Source organism: Ochrobactrum sp. PL_is483, from assembly GCF_055816855.1.
Map to the genome: position 1 here is coordinate 99,982 of NZ_JBVPGS010000031.1, position 14,149 is coordinate 114,130.

The 14,149-nt window shown below is 58.5% G+C and carries 14 protein-coding genes and 1 riboswitch; of the genes, 5 read left to right on the top strand and 9 right to left on the bottom strand.

Translation table 11 applies throughout. The features are described 5' to 3' along the window. Positions 1 to 4: 4 nt before the first annotated feature. From cdlP to thiB, 4 genes are all read right to left on the bottom strand, one after another. Complete coding sequence (cdlP, locus tag AC0TNJ_RS07965) at positions 5 to 1,486, bottom strand: cell division protease CdlP (protein WP_122000299.1); 1,482 nt, start codon at positions 1,484 to 1,486, stop codon at positions 5 to 7. 193 nt (positions 1,487 to 1,679) lie between these two features. Then, on the bottom strand, positions 1,680 to 2,411 hold the full coding sequence (gene thiQ, locus AC0TNJ_RS07970) for a thiamine ABC transporter ATP-binding protein (protein ID WP_473770781.1): 732 nt from the start codon (positions 2,409 to 2,411) through the stop codon (positions 1,680 to 1,682). Positions 2,412 to 2,431: 20 nt separating this feature from the next. Further along, entirely contained in the window at positions 2,432 to 4,057 is a 1,626-nt protein-coding gene (gene thiP / locus AC0TNJ_RS07975) for a thiamine/thiamine pyrophosphate ABC transporter permease ThiP (RefSeq protein ID WP_473770834.1), read from the bottom strand. Then, positions 4,054 to 5,058, bottom strand: coding sequence for a thiamine ABC transporter substrate binding subunit (gene thiB, locus AC0TNJ_RS07980; protein ID WP_473770782.1), 1,005 nt, complete (start codon positions 5,056 to 5,058; stop codon positions 4,054 to 4,056). Before thiB ends, thiP begins: the two co-directional genes overlap by 4 nt. 41 nt (positions 5,059 to 5,099) lie before the next feature. Further along, positions 5,100 to 5,263, bottom strand: a riboswitch (TPP riboswitch). A 95-nt stretch (positions 5,264 to 5,358) separates the two neighbouring features. On the opposite strand from thiB, the gene AC0TNJ_RS07985 reads away from it, so the two are divergent. The 3 genes from AC0TNJ_RS07985 (at position 5,359) to AC0TNJ_RS07995 (ending at position 8,412) form a co-directional block, all read left to right on the top strand. Continuing rightward, a complete protein-coding gene (locus tag AC0TNJ_RS07985) occupies positions 5,359 to 6,006 on the top strand; it encodes a thiamine diphosphokinase (protein ID WP_473770783.1) in 648 nt (215 codons plus the stop codon). A 143-nt stretch (positions 6,007 to 6,149) separates the two neighbouring features. Further along, positions 6,150 to 6,434, top strand: coding sequence for a glycine zipper domain-containing protein (locus tag AC0TNJ_RS07990; RefSeq protein WP_121983360.1), 285 nt, complete (start codon positions 6,150 to 6,152; stop codon positions 6,432 to 6,434). A gap of 160 nt (positions 6,435 to 6,594) precedes the next feature. Beyond that, positions 6,595 to 8,412 carry an ABC-F family ATP-binding cassette domain-containing protein gene (locus AC0TNJ_RS07995; RefSeq protein ID WP_473770784.1) on the top strand — a complete coding sequence of 606 codons (1,818 nt, stop codon included), beginning with the start codon at positions 6,595 to 6,597 and terminating at the stop codon, positions 8,410 to 8,412. A 24-nt stretch (positions 8,413 to 8,436) separates the two neighbouring features. On the opposite strand, the gene AC0TNJ_RS08000 is transcribed toward AC0TNJ_RS07995, so the two are convergent. From AC0TNJ_RS08000 to AC0TNJ_RS08010, 3 genes are all read right to left on the bottom strand, one after another. Next, positions 8,437 to 9,384, bottom strand: a complete 948-nt coding sequence (locus tag AC0TNJ_RS08000; protein WP_473770785.1) for an aldo/keto reductase — start codon at positions 9,382 to 9,384, stop codon at positions 8,437 to 8,439. A gap of 87 nt (positions 9,385 to 9,471) precedes the next feature. After that, a complete protein-coding gene (locus AC0TNJ_RS08005) occupies positions 9,472 to 9,732 on the bottom strand; it encodes a DUF2312 domain-containing protein (RefSeq protein ID WP_002964837.1) in 261 nt (86 codons plus the stop codon). 182 nt (positions 9,733 to 9,914) lie between these two features. Next, positions 9,915 to 10,733 carry an N-formylglutamate amidohydrolase gene (locus AC0TNJ_RS08010; RefSeq protein ID WP_473770786.1) on the bottom strand — a complete coding sequence of 273 codons (819 nt, stop codon included), beginning with the start codon at positions 10,731 to 10,733 and terminating at the stop codon, positions 9,915 to 9,917. Positions 10,734 to 10,989: 256 nt separating this feature from the next. Here AC0TNJ_RS08010 and AC0TNJ_RS08015 point away from each other — a divergent pair, with 256 nt between their 5' ends. Both AC0TNJ_RS08015 and pyk read left to right on the top strand, forming a co-directional pair. Continuing rightward, complete coding sequence (locus AC0TNJ_RS08015) at positions 10,990 to 11,451, top strand: DUF1036 domain-containing protein (RefSeq protein ID WP_122000305.1); 462 nt, start codon at positions 10,990 to 10,992, stop codon at positions 11,449 to 11,451. Further along, a complete protein-coding gene (pyk, locus tag AC0TNJ_RS08020; RefSeq protein WP_121983356.1) occupies positions 11,448 to 12,884 on the top strand; it encodes a pyruvate kinase in 1,437 nt (478 codons plus the stop codon). Before AC0TNJ_RS08015 ends, pyk begins: the two co-directional genes overlap by 4 nt. Before the next feature lie 338 nt (positions 12,885 to 13,222). On the opposite strand, the gene AC0TNJ_RS08025 is transcribed toward pyk, so the two are convergent. Beyond that, positions 13,223 to 13,912: a tetratricopeptide repeat protein gene (locus tag AC0TNJ_RS08025; protein ID WP_473770787.1), complete on the bottom strand. Its 690-nt coding sequence runs from the start codon at positions 13,910 to 13,912 to the stop codon at positions 13,223 to 13,225. 37 nt (positions 13,913 to 13,949) lie between these two features. Next, positions 13,950 to 14,075 carry a type B 50S ribosomal protein L36 gene (gene ykgO, locus AC0TNJ_RS08030; protein WP_010661422.1) on the bottom strand — a complete coding sequence of 42 codons (126 nt, stop codon included), beginning with the start codon at positions 14,073 to 14,075 and terminating at the stop codon, positions 13,950 to 13,952. Positions 14,076 to 14,149 lie beyond the last annotated feature (74 nt).

Consider the following 14,149-nt stretch of genomic DNA (forward strand, 5'->3'; position numbering starts at 1 on the left):
TGTCTTACTCGCTGATCAGCTTCACGCGATCGCCAACCGAAACAGTTGCCCCGGCAGACATGGCATTGAGAAGGCGGAACAGTTCCAGCTTGCGGGTGGTGCCCTGCATGCGTGCCGACAGGCTGGCCAGCGTGTCGCCCGGCTTCACCGTCACAACGCGGATGCGAAGCGGCTTGATGGCGTTTTGTTCGGCAGGCGACAGCAGGCGGAACGACTGCGTGACAGTTTGTGAAGCAGGCAGAAGAGCGTTGCTGCCTTTCGGAGCCGCTGTCAGGAAGCGATAGACCTTGTTGTTGGCGCCGATGACCACAATGTCGAACTGCCAGCGGTCGGCACTGGCGCGCGCGGTTGCGGCAGGCAGGCCGTTGATGGTGGTGGTCTGGATCGAACTGTCGTCGAGGCCGGTCACCCAGCCGGAGCGGATATAATCGGCAAGGTTCGAGCCGTCCGGAAGCGATGCGCCATCGAAACGAATGGCCACTTCGCCGGGGCCGCTCGCCATGACCGCGTTGGCCGAATTGTCGATGACGAAGCCATCCGGCGCGCGGAAGGTAACGCCGAGCTTGGGATGGAGAAAGGTCTGTTCGCGGACATAACCTTCATTGGGCGAGTCGCCATAAAGAAGGCCGTCAATGCCGTTAAGGAAGGAATCGCGATCCGTTGTGCCGACACCGGGTGCGCCGATACGGCGTGCATGGCCAAGCGCAAGCTGGATGCGCTGCGGCGTTGCCGGGTGGCTTGCAAGAAAGTCGAGGCTGGCATCGGTCGCGCCCGAAACCGAACGAAAGCCCTGATAGGCTTCCATCGATTGCAGGAAACGTGCCGAAGCGAAGGGATCGTAACCGGCTTCGCCGATCATCTTGATGCCGATGGCATCCGCCTGCAATTCCTGATTACGCGAGAACTGGGCAAGCCGCAGCTTGCCGCGCAGCGCTTCCTCGCGGCTGGCGGATTCATTATGCAGAACTTCGCTGGCGACGCGTCCGGCAATCGCGGTCTCTGCTTCCTTTTCTTGCCGCAAGATGCCGTGATTGGCAATGACATGGCCCATTTCATGGGCGATCACGGCCGCGACTTCCGAAGAGTCGTTGGCGAGCGCAAGCAGGCCGCGCGTGACGTAGAGATAACCGCCCGGCAATGCGAAGGCGTTGATATTGGGGCTATCGAGAATGGTGATGCGGTATGTCTGATCGGGCTTGTCGGTAACGGTCGTCAGCTTGCCGACGATCTTCGCCACCATGCGTTCAAGCTTCTGGTCCTTGTACTCGCCGCCATAAGTGGCGAGGATGCGCGGGTGTTGCTGAGCGCCAAGCTGCGCCAGCCGGTCATTGCGCGTCACGTTGTCGACCGTCACAGGATTGTCGGAAGGCTGCAATCCCAGATCCTTGTTGGAATTGATCGACTGGCAACCTGAAATCAAGGCGACCGCAAGCAAGCCAAGACCGATGGCCGGTTTCCGCCAATTTTGCTGCGTCCATTCTGGCAGGGAGATGGGTAGACACAGGAAGGCCCGGGAACGGGTCGATTGACGGAACAGTATTTTATCCTCGCTTCTGAATCAGATTGCATGATCCGCGACCAAATCTAGCCACAGAACAGAAAGCCTACAAGAATCTGTAGCCGGTTCTTCCGACAGATTGCGAACAAAATATGTCCGCAACCGTAACTCTATTTGAGGCTCAGCGCCGCATATCCTGCTTTTCGCCGATATAGTGCCGCAGTGCCTCCGGTCCAGTCGGTGAAAGCAGTTCAGCAGCAGGTCCCATGGCGGAAATCCGGCCACTGTCGAGAAAAAGCAACACTGCATCGAGGTAGATCGCATCTTCCGGCGTGTGTGTCACCATCAGCACTGTCATGCCGGTTTCCAGCTGAAGCTCTTTCACCAGATCCAGCATCTGATGCCGCAGGGCAGGGCCGAGCGAGGCAAAGGCTTCGTCAAGGAGCAGAACAGGGCGCTGGCGTATGAGCGCGCGAGCAATCGCCACGCGCTGGCGTTCGCCTCCAGACAGGGCTTCGGGCTTGCGCTGCTCCTTGCCTGCAAGTCCGACGCGCGACAAGGCTTCCGCGATGTCGGCGCGATCCTGCGCGGAGAGCTTCAGGTTTGGCGAGCGCCCGAGACCGACATTTTGCTCGACGGTCAGATGGGCAAAGAGGTTGTTTTCCTGAAACACCATCGAAACAGGCCGGTCCGCCGGTGAAAACGCGCTAACGTCGCTGCCGCCGATCAGGATGCGGCCGGATTGCGGAAATTCGAAACCGGCAATCAGATTGAGAAGCGTCGACTTGCCGGAACCGCTTGGCCCGACAATCGCGGCAATGACACCGCCATTTATCGTTGCATCGAAATGCATGGCGGTTTCACCATAGCTGAAACGGACGTCATCAAGGCGAATTTCGGCAAGAGTGCTCATCGGGGCGTTCACCGGGGCATTCATAGAGAAGGCGTTTCCTTTCGGGATGCGCGATCCGCGATCATCATCAGGGCAAGGCAAAGCAGCCCGAGAATGAGGGCCAGACCAGCCGCATCGAATGTGCGATAGCTGCCCATGCGCTGCAAGAGGAGATAGGGCAGGGTCAAAAGCGCGTCGCTGCCGAACAGGGCAATTGTGCCAAGGTCGCCGAGGGACAGTGCCATGGCAAAGGCGAAGGCCATGCCGGAAGGCTTGCGGATCGACGGCCAGTCAATGAGCCGGAGGCGGTTAAGGCCGCGAATGCCCAACTGTGCGCACAGCCGGTTGTGGCGACTGGCCGCCGTGTCCCATGCGGGCCGCAGAAGGCGCACGGCAAAGGGCATGGCCATGGCCGCATTGACAGTGACGACCATGAAAGGCGCCATGGCAAATGGATCGGTGAAATGGCGAAGCAGGATGAACCAGCCAGCGCCGATCACGATGGGCGGCATGACAAGGATCAGGCTGGCACCCGTATCAAAGATGTTGGCCAGTTTGTGCCTTTTCACTGCTTCACGCGCAGATATGAGTGCAAGCGACAGAATGAGCGCGAGCAGGGCAGCGAAGAAACCGAGCGCGAGGCTGGTGCCGATGGCGCGCCAGACCGTTCTTTCAGTCAGTAGCCGCACGAGATCGGCGGCGAGACCGGAGATGACGACGCCTGCAATCGGCAGTGCGACATAGAGAAAGCCTATCCCGATGAGGAGGATGTTCATGGCGCGTTCAGCCGGAGCTATTTTGCGATAGCGGCGCAGCGTGGCGGAATGGGTAACGCCTTCTTCGGAGGGGCTTCCGGTGAGACGAAGGGCCAGAAGGACGAGTAATGTCAAGGCAAGCTGCGTAAAGGTGAGGGCGACGGCGCGGCCCGGATCGAAATCGAAATGCAGGCTTTGATAGATTGCGACTTCCAGTGTGGTGGCGCGCGGCCCGCCGCCAAGCGTCAGCACGGTCGTGAAACTGGTTACGCAGAGCATGAAGATGAGGCTGATCATCCCCGGCAGATTGCGGCGGATCACCGGCCATTCGATGAGGCGGAATCGCGCCCCGTTACCCATGCCGAGCTGCGCGGAAAGCTTCCAGTAATCGGTCGGTATCGACTCGTATCCAGCCAGAATGAGACGGACCGCAAGCGGCATATTGAAAAAGACATGAGCGATCAGGATGCCCGCAATGCCATAAATATTCGGCTGGAACGAATGGCCTGCGGCTTCCGACAGATAAGCAATGAGGCCGTTGCGGCCATAGATGCTTGTAACCCCCAGCACCGCAACAAGGGCCGGCAGAGCAAGCGGCAGGGCAAACAGGCGCAGGATCAGCCCGCGCCCCGGAAAATCGGCTTCGGCGTAAAGTGCGCGGGCGACCGAAACTGCAAACAGCACGGACAGCAGGCTCGAAGCGATTGCCTGCAGGATCGTGAAGCGCGCCACGCGCCACAGATAGGCGTCGAAATTGGCGACGGCATCGAAACCGCCGCTGCCTGCTTCAAATGCAAGTGCAGCAAGCGCACCACCGGCGAGCACCACCAGAAAGACAAGCGCCGCCATGCCCGCGGCGGGTCTGGCGGTGGATATGCCTTTTAAGCGGTGCTGTGCCGGAAAAGCCGTCATTTGCTGGTCGCGGCCAGCCATTCATCGACCCATGACTTGCGGTTCCTGGCCACCTCGTCGGAGGGGAAGAGAAGCGTCTTTTCGGGTTTGGGCATCGCGTCGAAAGCGGCTGGAAGCGGGGCGGAAGTCTTGCCCGCCGGGTACATCCAGTTGGTTTCGGGGATGGCATCCTGAAAGCCGGGGCCGGTCATGAATGCCAGAAACTTTTGCGCCAAAGGATTTTTCGCGCCGGTGACGGTCTGGGCGGCCAGCTCGATCTGGAGATAATTGCCTTCCGGATAGGCCAGAGCCTTATAGCGGTCCGTCTTTTCGGCGATCATGTGATAGGCGGGGGAGGTCGTGTAGGAAAGAACCATCGGAGCCTCGCCCTTGGTGAAAAGGCCATAGGCTTCCGACCAGCCGGGCGTGACGGTGAGGATGCGCTTTTGCAGTTTCTGCCATGCGGCTTCCGCCTCATCGCCATAGACCGATTTCATCCAGAGCAGCATGCCCAGCCCCGGCGTCGACGTGCGCGGGTCCTGCAGGACGATTTTCTGGGAAGGGTCGCCCTCGACCAGTTCCTTCAGGCTTTTGGGCGGATTGGGCAATTTTTCCGAATCATAGACCACGGCGAAGAAGCCATAGTCGTAGGGCACGAAGATATCGTCCTTGAAGCCCCCCGGAACGTTCACATTGCTCTGGTCGATGCCGCTTGGAGCGAAAAAGCCGGTAGCACGCGCTTCGGTCGTCAGATTGGTATCAAGACCAAGCACGATGTCGGCTTTGGTATTGCCGCCTTCAAGCTTGAGGCGATTGAGCAGGGCAACGCCGTCGGCGGACGCAATCCAGTCAACTTCGCAGTTGCATTCCTTTTCGAAGTTTTCCTTGACCTTCGGCCCCGGACCCCATTCGGAAACGAAACTGTCATAGGTGTAGACGGTGAGCTTGTCTTTCGCCTGTGCAGAAGGCGTGAAAGCAACGGCTGCGGAAAATGAAAAGGCCAGCAAAGATAAAAGCCGCATCACGGCACTTCCTTTCTTTTGTTACAAGAGGATCGAGCGCCGTTTATGGAGCGTCTAATCCCTCCGCCGGTGCAAACCGGATCAGGTTCAGCGGGTTGGCCGTTTTTCGGGCATTTCCGAACGCAAAACCGCTTTACACTTTTGCTGGAAATGCTTTGGGCCTCTCAGCCATCCGCGAAAGCAGACGGCACCCCGTTAGAGCGGTTGCGACAATAATCTTTCGCAACGGGAAGGGCAAGAGATGGCAATGGCAGCGAATGCAGGCTTCCGGCGCGGATTTGCCCGTGTTATGAGCGGCTTATGAGCACATTCGTCATTCTTCTCGGCGGCGATCTCACCGTGACTGATCGCCTGAAACGCCAAATTGCAGGCGCGCGTATTCTCGCCGCCGATAGCGGGATCAGGCATGCTGCCGCACTTGGTGTCGAACCGGAACTGTGGCTCGGCGATTTCGATTCGACCTCCCCGGAGCTTCGCGCTCAATATGGCCACATTCCGCAAAAGACGTTCCCTTCCGCCAAGGACATGACCGACGGAGAACTCGCTTTCGAGGAAGCCTATGCGCGGGGAGCGGAACGGGTCATCCTGTGCGGAGCCTTCGGCGGGCGGCGCACTGACCATACGCTTTTGCATCTGACCATGGCGACGGCGCAGGCTGCAAAAGGGCGCAACGTTCTTCTGTCGAGCGGTTATGAAGAAGCCTGGCCCCTGCCGCCCGGCGATTTTGTTTATGATTTCCCGGATGGAACACCGTTCAGTGTGATTAATTTCAGCACTGTCGAAGGCCTTTCGATCACGAATGCGGAGTGGCCGTTAGATAATGTGACACTGCCATTTGGCTCTTCATGGACAGTTTCCAACGTGGTTCGTGGAACACTTCGCGTTACTGTGCATTCTGGACTAGCGATACTTGTCGCCAATTTGGCGATGGAGGATCAACCGCACTGAGGCCGCTAACCTTACCAATCGAAAGAGCTTGACGCTGACAAGTGAAACGTATTGTAAATGGGTCAAGCGGGTGTCATCTGCTTTACGCCGAAGTTGGGGACGCAAAGTCGGTGATTAGTTCAACTCTTGTAGGAGATGTTTCAATGAAGTCACGTCTTACGATGATTGCTGTTGCTGGCGTGCTCGCGTTCTCGACGGCTGCATGCACGACGAATGAACAGCGCACGGCCGGTTACGGCGTTGGTGGCGCGGCTCTCGGCGCTCTCGCCGGTGGCGCAATCGGCGGCAATGGCCGCGGTGCACTCACGGGTGCCGCGATCGGTGCGGTTGCCGGTACGCTGCTTGGTGCAGCCCAGACCCGCAACGGTGTGCAGTATTGCCGTTACCGCGATCCATATGGCCGCGTATACGAAGCGCCTTGCCAGTAATGGCTTGGCCAGTAATGGCTGGATAATCAGTTTGCCGACAGGCCGGGGAAACCCGGCCTGTTTGTTTTCAAGGGTCTTTTCTTGCCGTTCCATTTGACAGAACGGCTTTTGTCGCGGACAAGCAGGGCGGAATTTTCAATCCTGTTTATCGAAGAGAACCATGGCACCACCACTCCTGCGCCTCGACCAGATCAAGCTAACCTTCGGGGGCACACCGCTTCTGGAGGACGCAGGCCTTTCGGTGAGCGAGGGCGACCGCATCGCGCTGGTCGGCCGCAATGGTTCGGGTAAATCGACCCTGCTCAAGATTGCCGCCGGGATGGTGGAAGCGACATCGGGCGAGGTTTTCAAACATCCCGGTGCAACCGTCCGTTATCTGCCGCAGGTGCCGGATATGGATGGCTTCGCCAATGTGCGCGCCTATGTGGAAGCGGGGCTGGGGCCGACCGACGACCCGCATCGCGTCACCTATCTTCTCGAACATCTGGGGCTGACCGGTGAGGAAAAGCCGGATCATCTGTCCGGCGGCGAGGCGCGGCGCGCTGCCCTTGCGCGTGTAATTGCGCCGCAGCCTGATGTGCTTTTGCTGGACGAGCCGACCAACCATCTGGACCTCACCACCATCGAATGGCTGGAAGGCGAGCTGCGCCAGATTCGCTCGGCCATCGTGCTGATCTCGCATGACCGGCGCTTTCTGGAAAATGTCAGCCGGGCGACGGTCTGGCTGGATCGCGGCATCACGCGCCGTCTGGAGCAGGGCTTTGGCCATTTCGAGGAATGGCGCGACAAGGTGCTGGAAGAGGAAGAGCGCGACCACCACAAGCTCGGTCGGCAGATTGCGCGCGAGGAACACTGGCTGCGTTACGGTGTCACGGCGCGCCGCAAGCGCAATATGCGCCGCCTCGGTGAACTGCACTCCATGCGTGCCGATTTCCGCAATCATCGCAAGGCGCAAGGGACGGCGGTTCTGGCGGCAAGCGATGCGAAGGAATCCGGCAAGCTGGTGATTGAAGCCAAGGGGCTGAACAAGGCCTATGGCGAGCGTGTCCTGGTCAAGGATTTTTCGATCCGCGTGCAGCGCGGTGATCGTATCGGTCTTGTTGGTCCCAACGGTGCCGGGAAAACGACGCTTTTGTCGCTTCTGACCGGCAAACTGGAACCGGATTCAGGAACGCTGCGGCTTGGCGTCAATCTCGAAATGGCCGAACTCGACCAGAAGCGCGAAAGCCTCAATCTGGACGAGACGCTGGCGCATTATCTGACGGACGGGCGCGGCGAAAGCCTTGTCGTCAATGGCGAGCAGCGGCATGTCGTATCCTATATGAAGGACTTTTTGTTCCAGCCGGAGCAGGCGCGCACGCCCATCCGCGAGCTTTCCGGCGGCGAACGCGCCCGCCTGATGCTGGCCCGCGTTCTGGCGCGTCCCGCCAACCTGCTGATCCTCGACGAGCCGACCAACGATCTCGATATGGAAACGCTCGATCTGCTGCAGGAGCTGGTCGCCGGTTTTCCGGGCACAGTCATTCTGGTCAGCCACGACCGCGATTTTCTGGACCGCACCGTTACTTCGGTCATTGCGCCGGAAGGTGACGGGCGCTGGCTGGAATATGCGGGCGGCTATGCCGACATGATGGCGCAACGCAAGGAACAGGCCCTGAACCGGCGCTCGGTCAAGGCATCCGGTCCAAATGCCGACAGCAGGGCAGAAGAAAGCGCACCCCAGCCAAGACGGGACGAAAAGCGCAAGCTTTCCTACAAGCAGAAATTCGCGCTTGAAACGCTGCCCGGCAAGATGGACGCGCTGGCCAAGGAAATTGCAGTGCTGGAAGGCAAGCTTGCCGATCCGCAGCTTTATGCCAAAGACCCGACGCTGTTTGCCAAGACTGCCGATCTGCTTGAGAAAAAGCGCTCTGAAAATGCGGCCATGGAAGAAGAATGGCTGGAATTGGAAATGCTGCGCGAGGAAATCGAAGGGTAAGGCTACCCTTCGATGCTTTGAAATTTAGCTGCTCGCCTTGTTCAGCAAGGCGATTTCATCGTCGCTAAGCTTCAATTCGGCTGCGGCGATCAGTTCGCCAAGCTGGGCCGAACGCGTGGCGCTGGCAATGGGTGCAGTGACCGACGGCTGTGCGATGAGCCATGCGATTGCGACCTGCGCAGGCGTGACATCGAGATTGCGGGCCACATCATCCAATGCCGCAATGATTCGCGAACCACGATCCGTCAGATATTTTTCAACTGATTTTCCGCGTGCGCTTTGCCCGAGATCGCCAGCGGAACGGTACTTCCCGGTTAGAAACCCCGCAGCCAGCGAATAATAGGAAATAACGCCAAGCTCGTTGTCTCGGCAGATTTTTTCCAGCCCGTTTTCGAAATCCGCGCGATCATAGAGATTATAAAGCGGTTGCAGGCTTTCATAGCGCGGCAGTTCATGCGTACGGGCAACCTTCAGCGCCTCGGTCAGCCGCTCCGGCGTGAGATTGGATGCGCCGATGGCCCGCACCTTGCCAGCGTCAATCAGCTCCTTATAGGTGCCGAGTACGTCTTCGAACGGTGTTTCCGGGTCATCCCAGTGCGATTGATAAAGATCGATGTAATCCGTCTGCAGCCGTTTGAGGGAGGCGTCGACCGCTTTGCGGATATAGGCCGGGGAGAGGCCCTTTTCGTCAGGGCCCAGTTCGCCGCCGACCTTGGTGGCGATGACGACCTTGTCGCGCAGGCCACGGGATTTCAGCCAGTTGCCGATAATGGTTTCGGATTCGCCGCCCGCATTGCCGGGCGCCCAGGCGGAATAGACATCCGCCGTGTCGATGAAATTGAATCCCGCATCGATAAAACGGTCGAGAAGCGAAAATGACGTCGCTTCGTCGACCGTCCATCCAAATACATTGCCGCCGAAGCACAGCGGCGAGACATTGAGTTCGGTCCGTCCGAGCTTTCTGAATTCCATAGACCTCTTCCTCTGAATACGAATCGCGAATGATTCATCGGGTTTCGATTTCAGGAAGAAGAAGGAAGGCTCCGGGAGGAGCCGAAATCAGCTCATGCCAAGCGCATCCATATAGAGCTGCAGCATGGCTTCTTCTTCCTGACGTTCATGGTCTTCTTTTTTACGCAGACGAATAATGGTCCTCACGACCTTGCTGTCAAACCCCGATCCCTTCAATTCCGCGTAAACTTCCTTGATGTCGTCGCCGATGGTCTTTTTTTCTTCTTCCAGGCGCTCGATGCGCTCGATGAAAGCGCGCAACTGGCCGACAGCAATCGTTTGGGCTTCGCTGGTAATGTCGTCGCTCACGAGGAGTTCTCCAATTCAAATTCTATGATGACGCGGACACGCATTGCGCGAAACCGCTTATCGAAAGTCTGGACTGTTTTTCCCGCGAGTCGCAGGCAAAATTAAGAGCCTTTTTCGATGCACGACCCGGTTTGACGGGTCAAGCCCTGTGGATAGCGGGTAAAGCATCTCCTGACAGGCCGTTATCTGCTCCTATCGGCACGCGAGCCGAAATGCTGCACCGCATGAATGCCGGGCAAGGTGTTGATCTGCGCCATCATCGGCGCGAGCCTTTCGGCCCATTCTGCCGCACCCTTGTCATCGGCAATCAGGTCCTGGCGGATTTCGATCAGGACATGGGCGAAGCCCTTCGCGGTCGCATGCCGGTACATGGCGTCGTTCTTGAGCGCGCCGTCATAGGGTTCGTTATCGCCAACCGTCAGGTCAGGATTTTCGCGCAGCAGCGCCAGCAGAGGCTTTACGGCACGGTCATCCTTGTCCCAGAGAAGGCCGATCTGCCAGGGGCGGGCCTTGTCCTTCCAGCGCGGGGTGAAGGAATGGACCGAAACGATGAAGGGTGCAGCCCCGCTTTCCGCCGCTACGCGTTGGCTCGCCCGCGCGACTGCATCGTGATAGGGGCGATAGAAGCGTTGGAGGCGTTCCTCGCGCTCGCCTGCCGACATTGGGTAATTGCCGGAGATGACCGCACCGTCGGATAGTTGCATGATAAGCGTCGGATCGTCCTCTCCGCGATTGGGATCGATCAGGAGGCGCGAAAAACCGCCGAGGACCGCTGGCGCGTTCAAACGGCTGGCAAGCCTGCGCGTCAAATTCTCGACGCCGATATCATAAGCGATATGCCGGTCGAATTCACTTGTCTGCAAACCAAGCGTGCCATATTCGGCTGGAACATCGCGGCGCGCATGGTCGGCGGTCAGGAGCAGGCCAAGGCTGAAATCGCCATCGATAGTGTGTGCTGGCGAGAACGGCGTCGAAGCGGTTGAACCGGATTGAAGCGGCATAGGGCGAAATCCGAGGCTGAACTGTGAAATTATTTCTGTGTTGTGCGGGAAGCTGTTTCAGGTCTGTCATGAGAAAGCCGGGATTGCAACGATCATTCTTTGATCGAGAGTACCTGTAATCAATGGGTTTGCGTTGACATCAAAGGCGAAACTGCCGAAAAGAGAGCGACCCGAAACGGGATGTCCCCGAGATGGATTTCCTTGTGCAATATAAATTGTTCGATAAAACCGATAGCGGGCTGAAGGGGTTCTGCGTATGCGACTTCCACGATCTCTAGTTTTGTTTGCCGGTGTGCTGATAACTGCGCTGGGCATGACATCCATAGAGGCAAAGGCGGATTTCCGCGTATGTAACGCAACCCAGAACCTGGTCGGCGTTGCGATCGGTTACCGGGCCAAGACCGGCTGGGTGACGGAAGGCTGGTGGCATATTGAAGGCGCTGCCTGCAAAACGCTGCTCGAAGGCCCGCTTTCATCCCGCTACTACTACCTCTACGCCGAAGACGCCCAGGGCGGCGGGCGCTGGGAGGGCAAGGTCAACATGTGCGTGGCCGAGAAAGAATTCCGTATTACTGGCGTCCAGGATTGCTTCGCGCGCGGTTTCCAGCGCAACGGCTTCCAGGAATACGACACCGGGGAACAATCGAGCTGGATGGTTCAGCTCACCGATGAAACGCCGACAGAAAACCCCACTGTTACAGGAACGAATAGTCAATGAAGCGCAACCGCAAGGTCAAGATTCTCGCTACGCTAGGTCCGGCGTCAGGCGAGGAAGCCGTCATCCGCAAGCTGTTTGAGGCAGGCGCGGATGTGTTCCGCATCAACATGAGTCATGCCGACCATGATCTGATGCGCACCCTCGTCAAGCGCATTCGCAATGTGGAAAAAGAACTTGGCCGTCCGATCGGCATTCTGGCCGATCTCCAGGGGCCGAAGCTGCGCGTCGGCAAGTTCAAGGACGGCAAGGTCGATCTCGTTCCCGGCCAGACCTTCACCCTCGACAACAACGAAGCGCCTGGCGATGACACCCGCGTCTATCTTCCGCACCCGGAAATTCTCGAAGCTGTCGAGCCGGGCCATCGCCTGCTGATTGACGATGGCAAGCTGCATCTCGTCGCCGAAGCGAGCGACGGCAAGTCGATCCGCTGCAAGGTGATTTCGGGAACGCGCATTTCGGACCGCAAGGGCGTCAGCCTCCCGGATACGACGCTCGGCGTCGGCGCGCTCACGGAAAAGGACCGCAAGGACCTCGATGCCGTTCTGAAGGAAGAAATCGACTGGGTTGCGCTTTCCTTCATCCAGCGTCCGGAAGATCTGGCCGAAGTGCGCAAGGTTTCGCGCGGCAAGGTCGGCCTGATGTCGAAGATCGAGAAGCCGCAGGCTGTGACGCGTCTAGATGAAATCATCGAGCTTTCCGACGCATTGATGGTTGCGCGCGGCGATCTCGGCGTCGAGATGCCGCTTGAAAGCGTTCCGGGCATCCAGAAGCAGATCACCCGCAAGGCACGCCGCGCTGGCAAGCCGGTGGTGGTCGCCACGCAGATGCTGGAATCGATGATCACCGCTCCGGTGCCAACCCGCGCCGAAGTGTCCGACGTTGCGACCGCCGTGTTCGAAGGCGCGGATGCGATCATGCTTTCGGCAGAATCCGCTTCCGGCCAGTATCCGGTCGAAGCCGTGGCCACCATGAACCGCATCGCGGAGCAGGTGGAGAAGGAGCCGACCTATTCGACCATCATCGATGCGCAGCGCGCAGCGCCGGAGCCGACGGGCGCCGACGCAATCTCGCTTGCCGCACGCCAGATCGCGGAAACGCTGAAGCTTTCGGCCATCGTCACCTATACCGCTTCCGGCACGACTGGCCTGCGTGCTGCCCGCGAGCGTCCGCGCACGCCGATTATCGCCCTGTCGCCGGTCGTCGATACCGCGCGCAAGCTGTCGCTCGTCTGGGGCCTGCATTGCGTTGTGACCGCCGATGCGCATGATCTGGAAGACATGGTCAACCATGCCTGCGAAATCGTCTTCCATGAAGAGTTCGGCAAGGCGGGCGACCGCGTCATCATCACCGCCGGTGTCCCGTTCGGAACGCCCGGCGCGACCAACATGCTGCGCATCGCCTATATAGGTCCCGACGGCAAATCAGGCATCTAGACTGGCGATATTCCGGCTGTGACGGCCTGCAAATGGCGTTGTTTTGCGCTTCCGGTGCTCATGTACCCAAAAGTACATTCCGCTCCGGTTCTCAAACCCCACCATTTTCGACTCGTCACAGCCAGAATCTCATCCAGTCATGGTGCTCGGCATCCCAAAAAACGCGCTCCTTCGGGCGCGTTTTTGCTTTGAATAAAGATGAATTGGTGGAGGCGGGGGCTGCTTTAAGAGCCTGAATCAAAAAGCGTCATGTGTCTGCGAAATTGGTGATTTTCGAGCACTGAAGCGCAGACAAATTGTCATTTGCAGCTACGCAGGAGCGACTTCTGGAGCAGGATCTAAGTGCGCGTCTCTGTCAGTTCGTCCGCCAGATCATTGAAGTTCTTCTGTGCGTCGCGCATCATCGGATAGACGATGAGAGCTTGCTCATAGGCTTTCAAGGCCTGTTCCTTGAGGCCGCGCAGGCGCAATATGGCTGCCATGCCGGTCAGCGCGCCATAATGGCGGGGTTCCAGCTCCAGCGTACGATTGATGTCGTACATGGCATGAGCATAGTCTTTTTGCAGGAAATAGACCGTAGCGCGGCGGTTCCATGCTTCCGCATATTCCGGGTCGAGTGCGATTGCTTCATTGAGGAAATCGATTGCCGACGGATAGCGCCGCTCCAGCATCGCGGTGTTCGCCCATTGCATCAGGAGATCGACTGTGGCGCTGCCAGACTGCGACCACAGCGTATTGATCTGTGAAGCTATACGCCGCGCCTTGGCTTCGTCCGTCGTGCGGCGAAGATCGGCAAAGAGCATGTCGAGACGCTCTTCAGGTGTCTGGGCTGCATCCGCTGCTGGATTCGAGGCAGGCTTCTGTTCGCTGTCGGGGCCGGTCTGAACCGGCGTCAGAGGCGCCGTGAGCGGCACTTTGCCGGGTGCTACTTCGGCATAAGCCGATGGAACAATCGCAGCAGGCGATGCGAATAAAGAAAAAGAAACCAGAAATGCAAAAACGTTCCGCATGCGCATAGATTTTATCATGCGCAGCGAAACGTCAAATGCAAAATCAAAAATAAGATTAGCCCTGACGAGCCTTGTAGCGCGGGGCGGTCTTATTGATGATGTAAACGCGGCCCTTGCGGCGGACCAGCTGGCAGTCGCGATGACGGCCCTTAAGCGCTTTAAGCGAGTTCTTGATCTTCATGTCAATCACCGGTCTTGTTGGCCCGTTGACGTGCAGATGCCGCGGGGCTTCATAAAAACAGGCGCCTCAGGCGC

Bases quoted from the DNA above. Each gene is read 5' to 3' on its own strand.
- AC0TNJ_RS08015 (WP_122000305.1), top strand. From the start codon at position 10,990: ATGCGACTTCCACGATCTCTAGTTTTGTTTGCCGGTGTGCTGATAACT.
- AC0TNJ_RS07990 (WP_121983360.1), top strand. From the start codon at position 6,150: ATGAAGTCACGTCTTACGATGATTGCTGTTGCTGGCGTGCTCGCGTTC.
- AC0TNJ_RS08025 (WP_473770787.1), bottom strand. From the start codon at position 13,912: ATGATAAAATCTATGCGCATGCGGAACGTTTTTGCATTTCTGGTTTCT.
- thiQ (WP_473770781.1), bottom strand. From the start codon at position 2,411: ATGAGCACTCTTGCCGAAATTCGCCTTGATGACGTCCGTTTCAGCTAT.
- AC0TNJ_RS07995 (WP_473770784.1), top strand. From the start codon at position 6,595: ATGGCACCACCACTCCTGCGCCTCGACCAGATCAAGCTAACCTTCGGG.
- thiP (WP_473770834.1), bottom strand. From the start codon at position 4,057: ATGACGGCTTTTCCGGCACAGCACCGCTTAAAAGGCATATCCACCGCC.
- AC0TNJ_RS08010 (WP_473770786.1), bottom strand. From the start codon at position 10,733: ATGCCGCTTCAATCCGGTTCAACCGCTTCGACGCCGTTCTCGCCAGCA.
- AC0TNJ_RS07985 (WP_473770783.1), top strand. From the start codon at position 5,359: ATGAGCACATTCGTCATTCTTCTCGGCGGCGATCTCACCGTGACTGAT.
- pyk (WP_121983356.1), top strand. From the start codon at position 11,448: ATGAAGCGCAACCGCAAGGTCAAGATTCTCGCTACGCTAGGTCCGGCG.
- ykgO (WP_010661422.1), bottom strand. From the start codon at position 14,075: ATGAAGATCAAGAACTCGCTTAAAGCGCTTAAGGGCCGTCATCGCGAC.
- AC0TNJ_RS08000 (WP_473770785.1), bottom strand. From the start codon at position 9,384: ATGGAATTCAGAAAGCTCGGACGGACCGAACTCAATGTCTCGCCGCTG.
- thiB (WP_473770782.1), bottom strand. From the start codon at position 5,058: ATGCGGCTTTTATCTTTGCTGGCCTTTTCATTTTCCGCAGCCGTTGCT.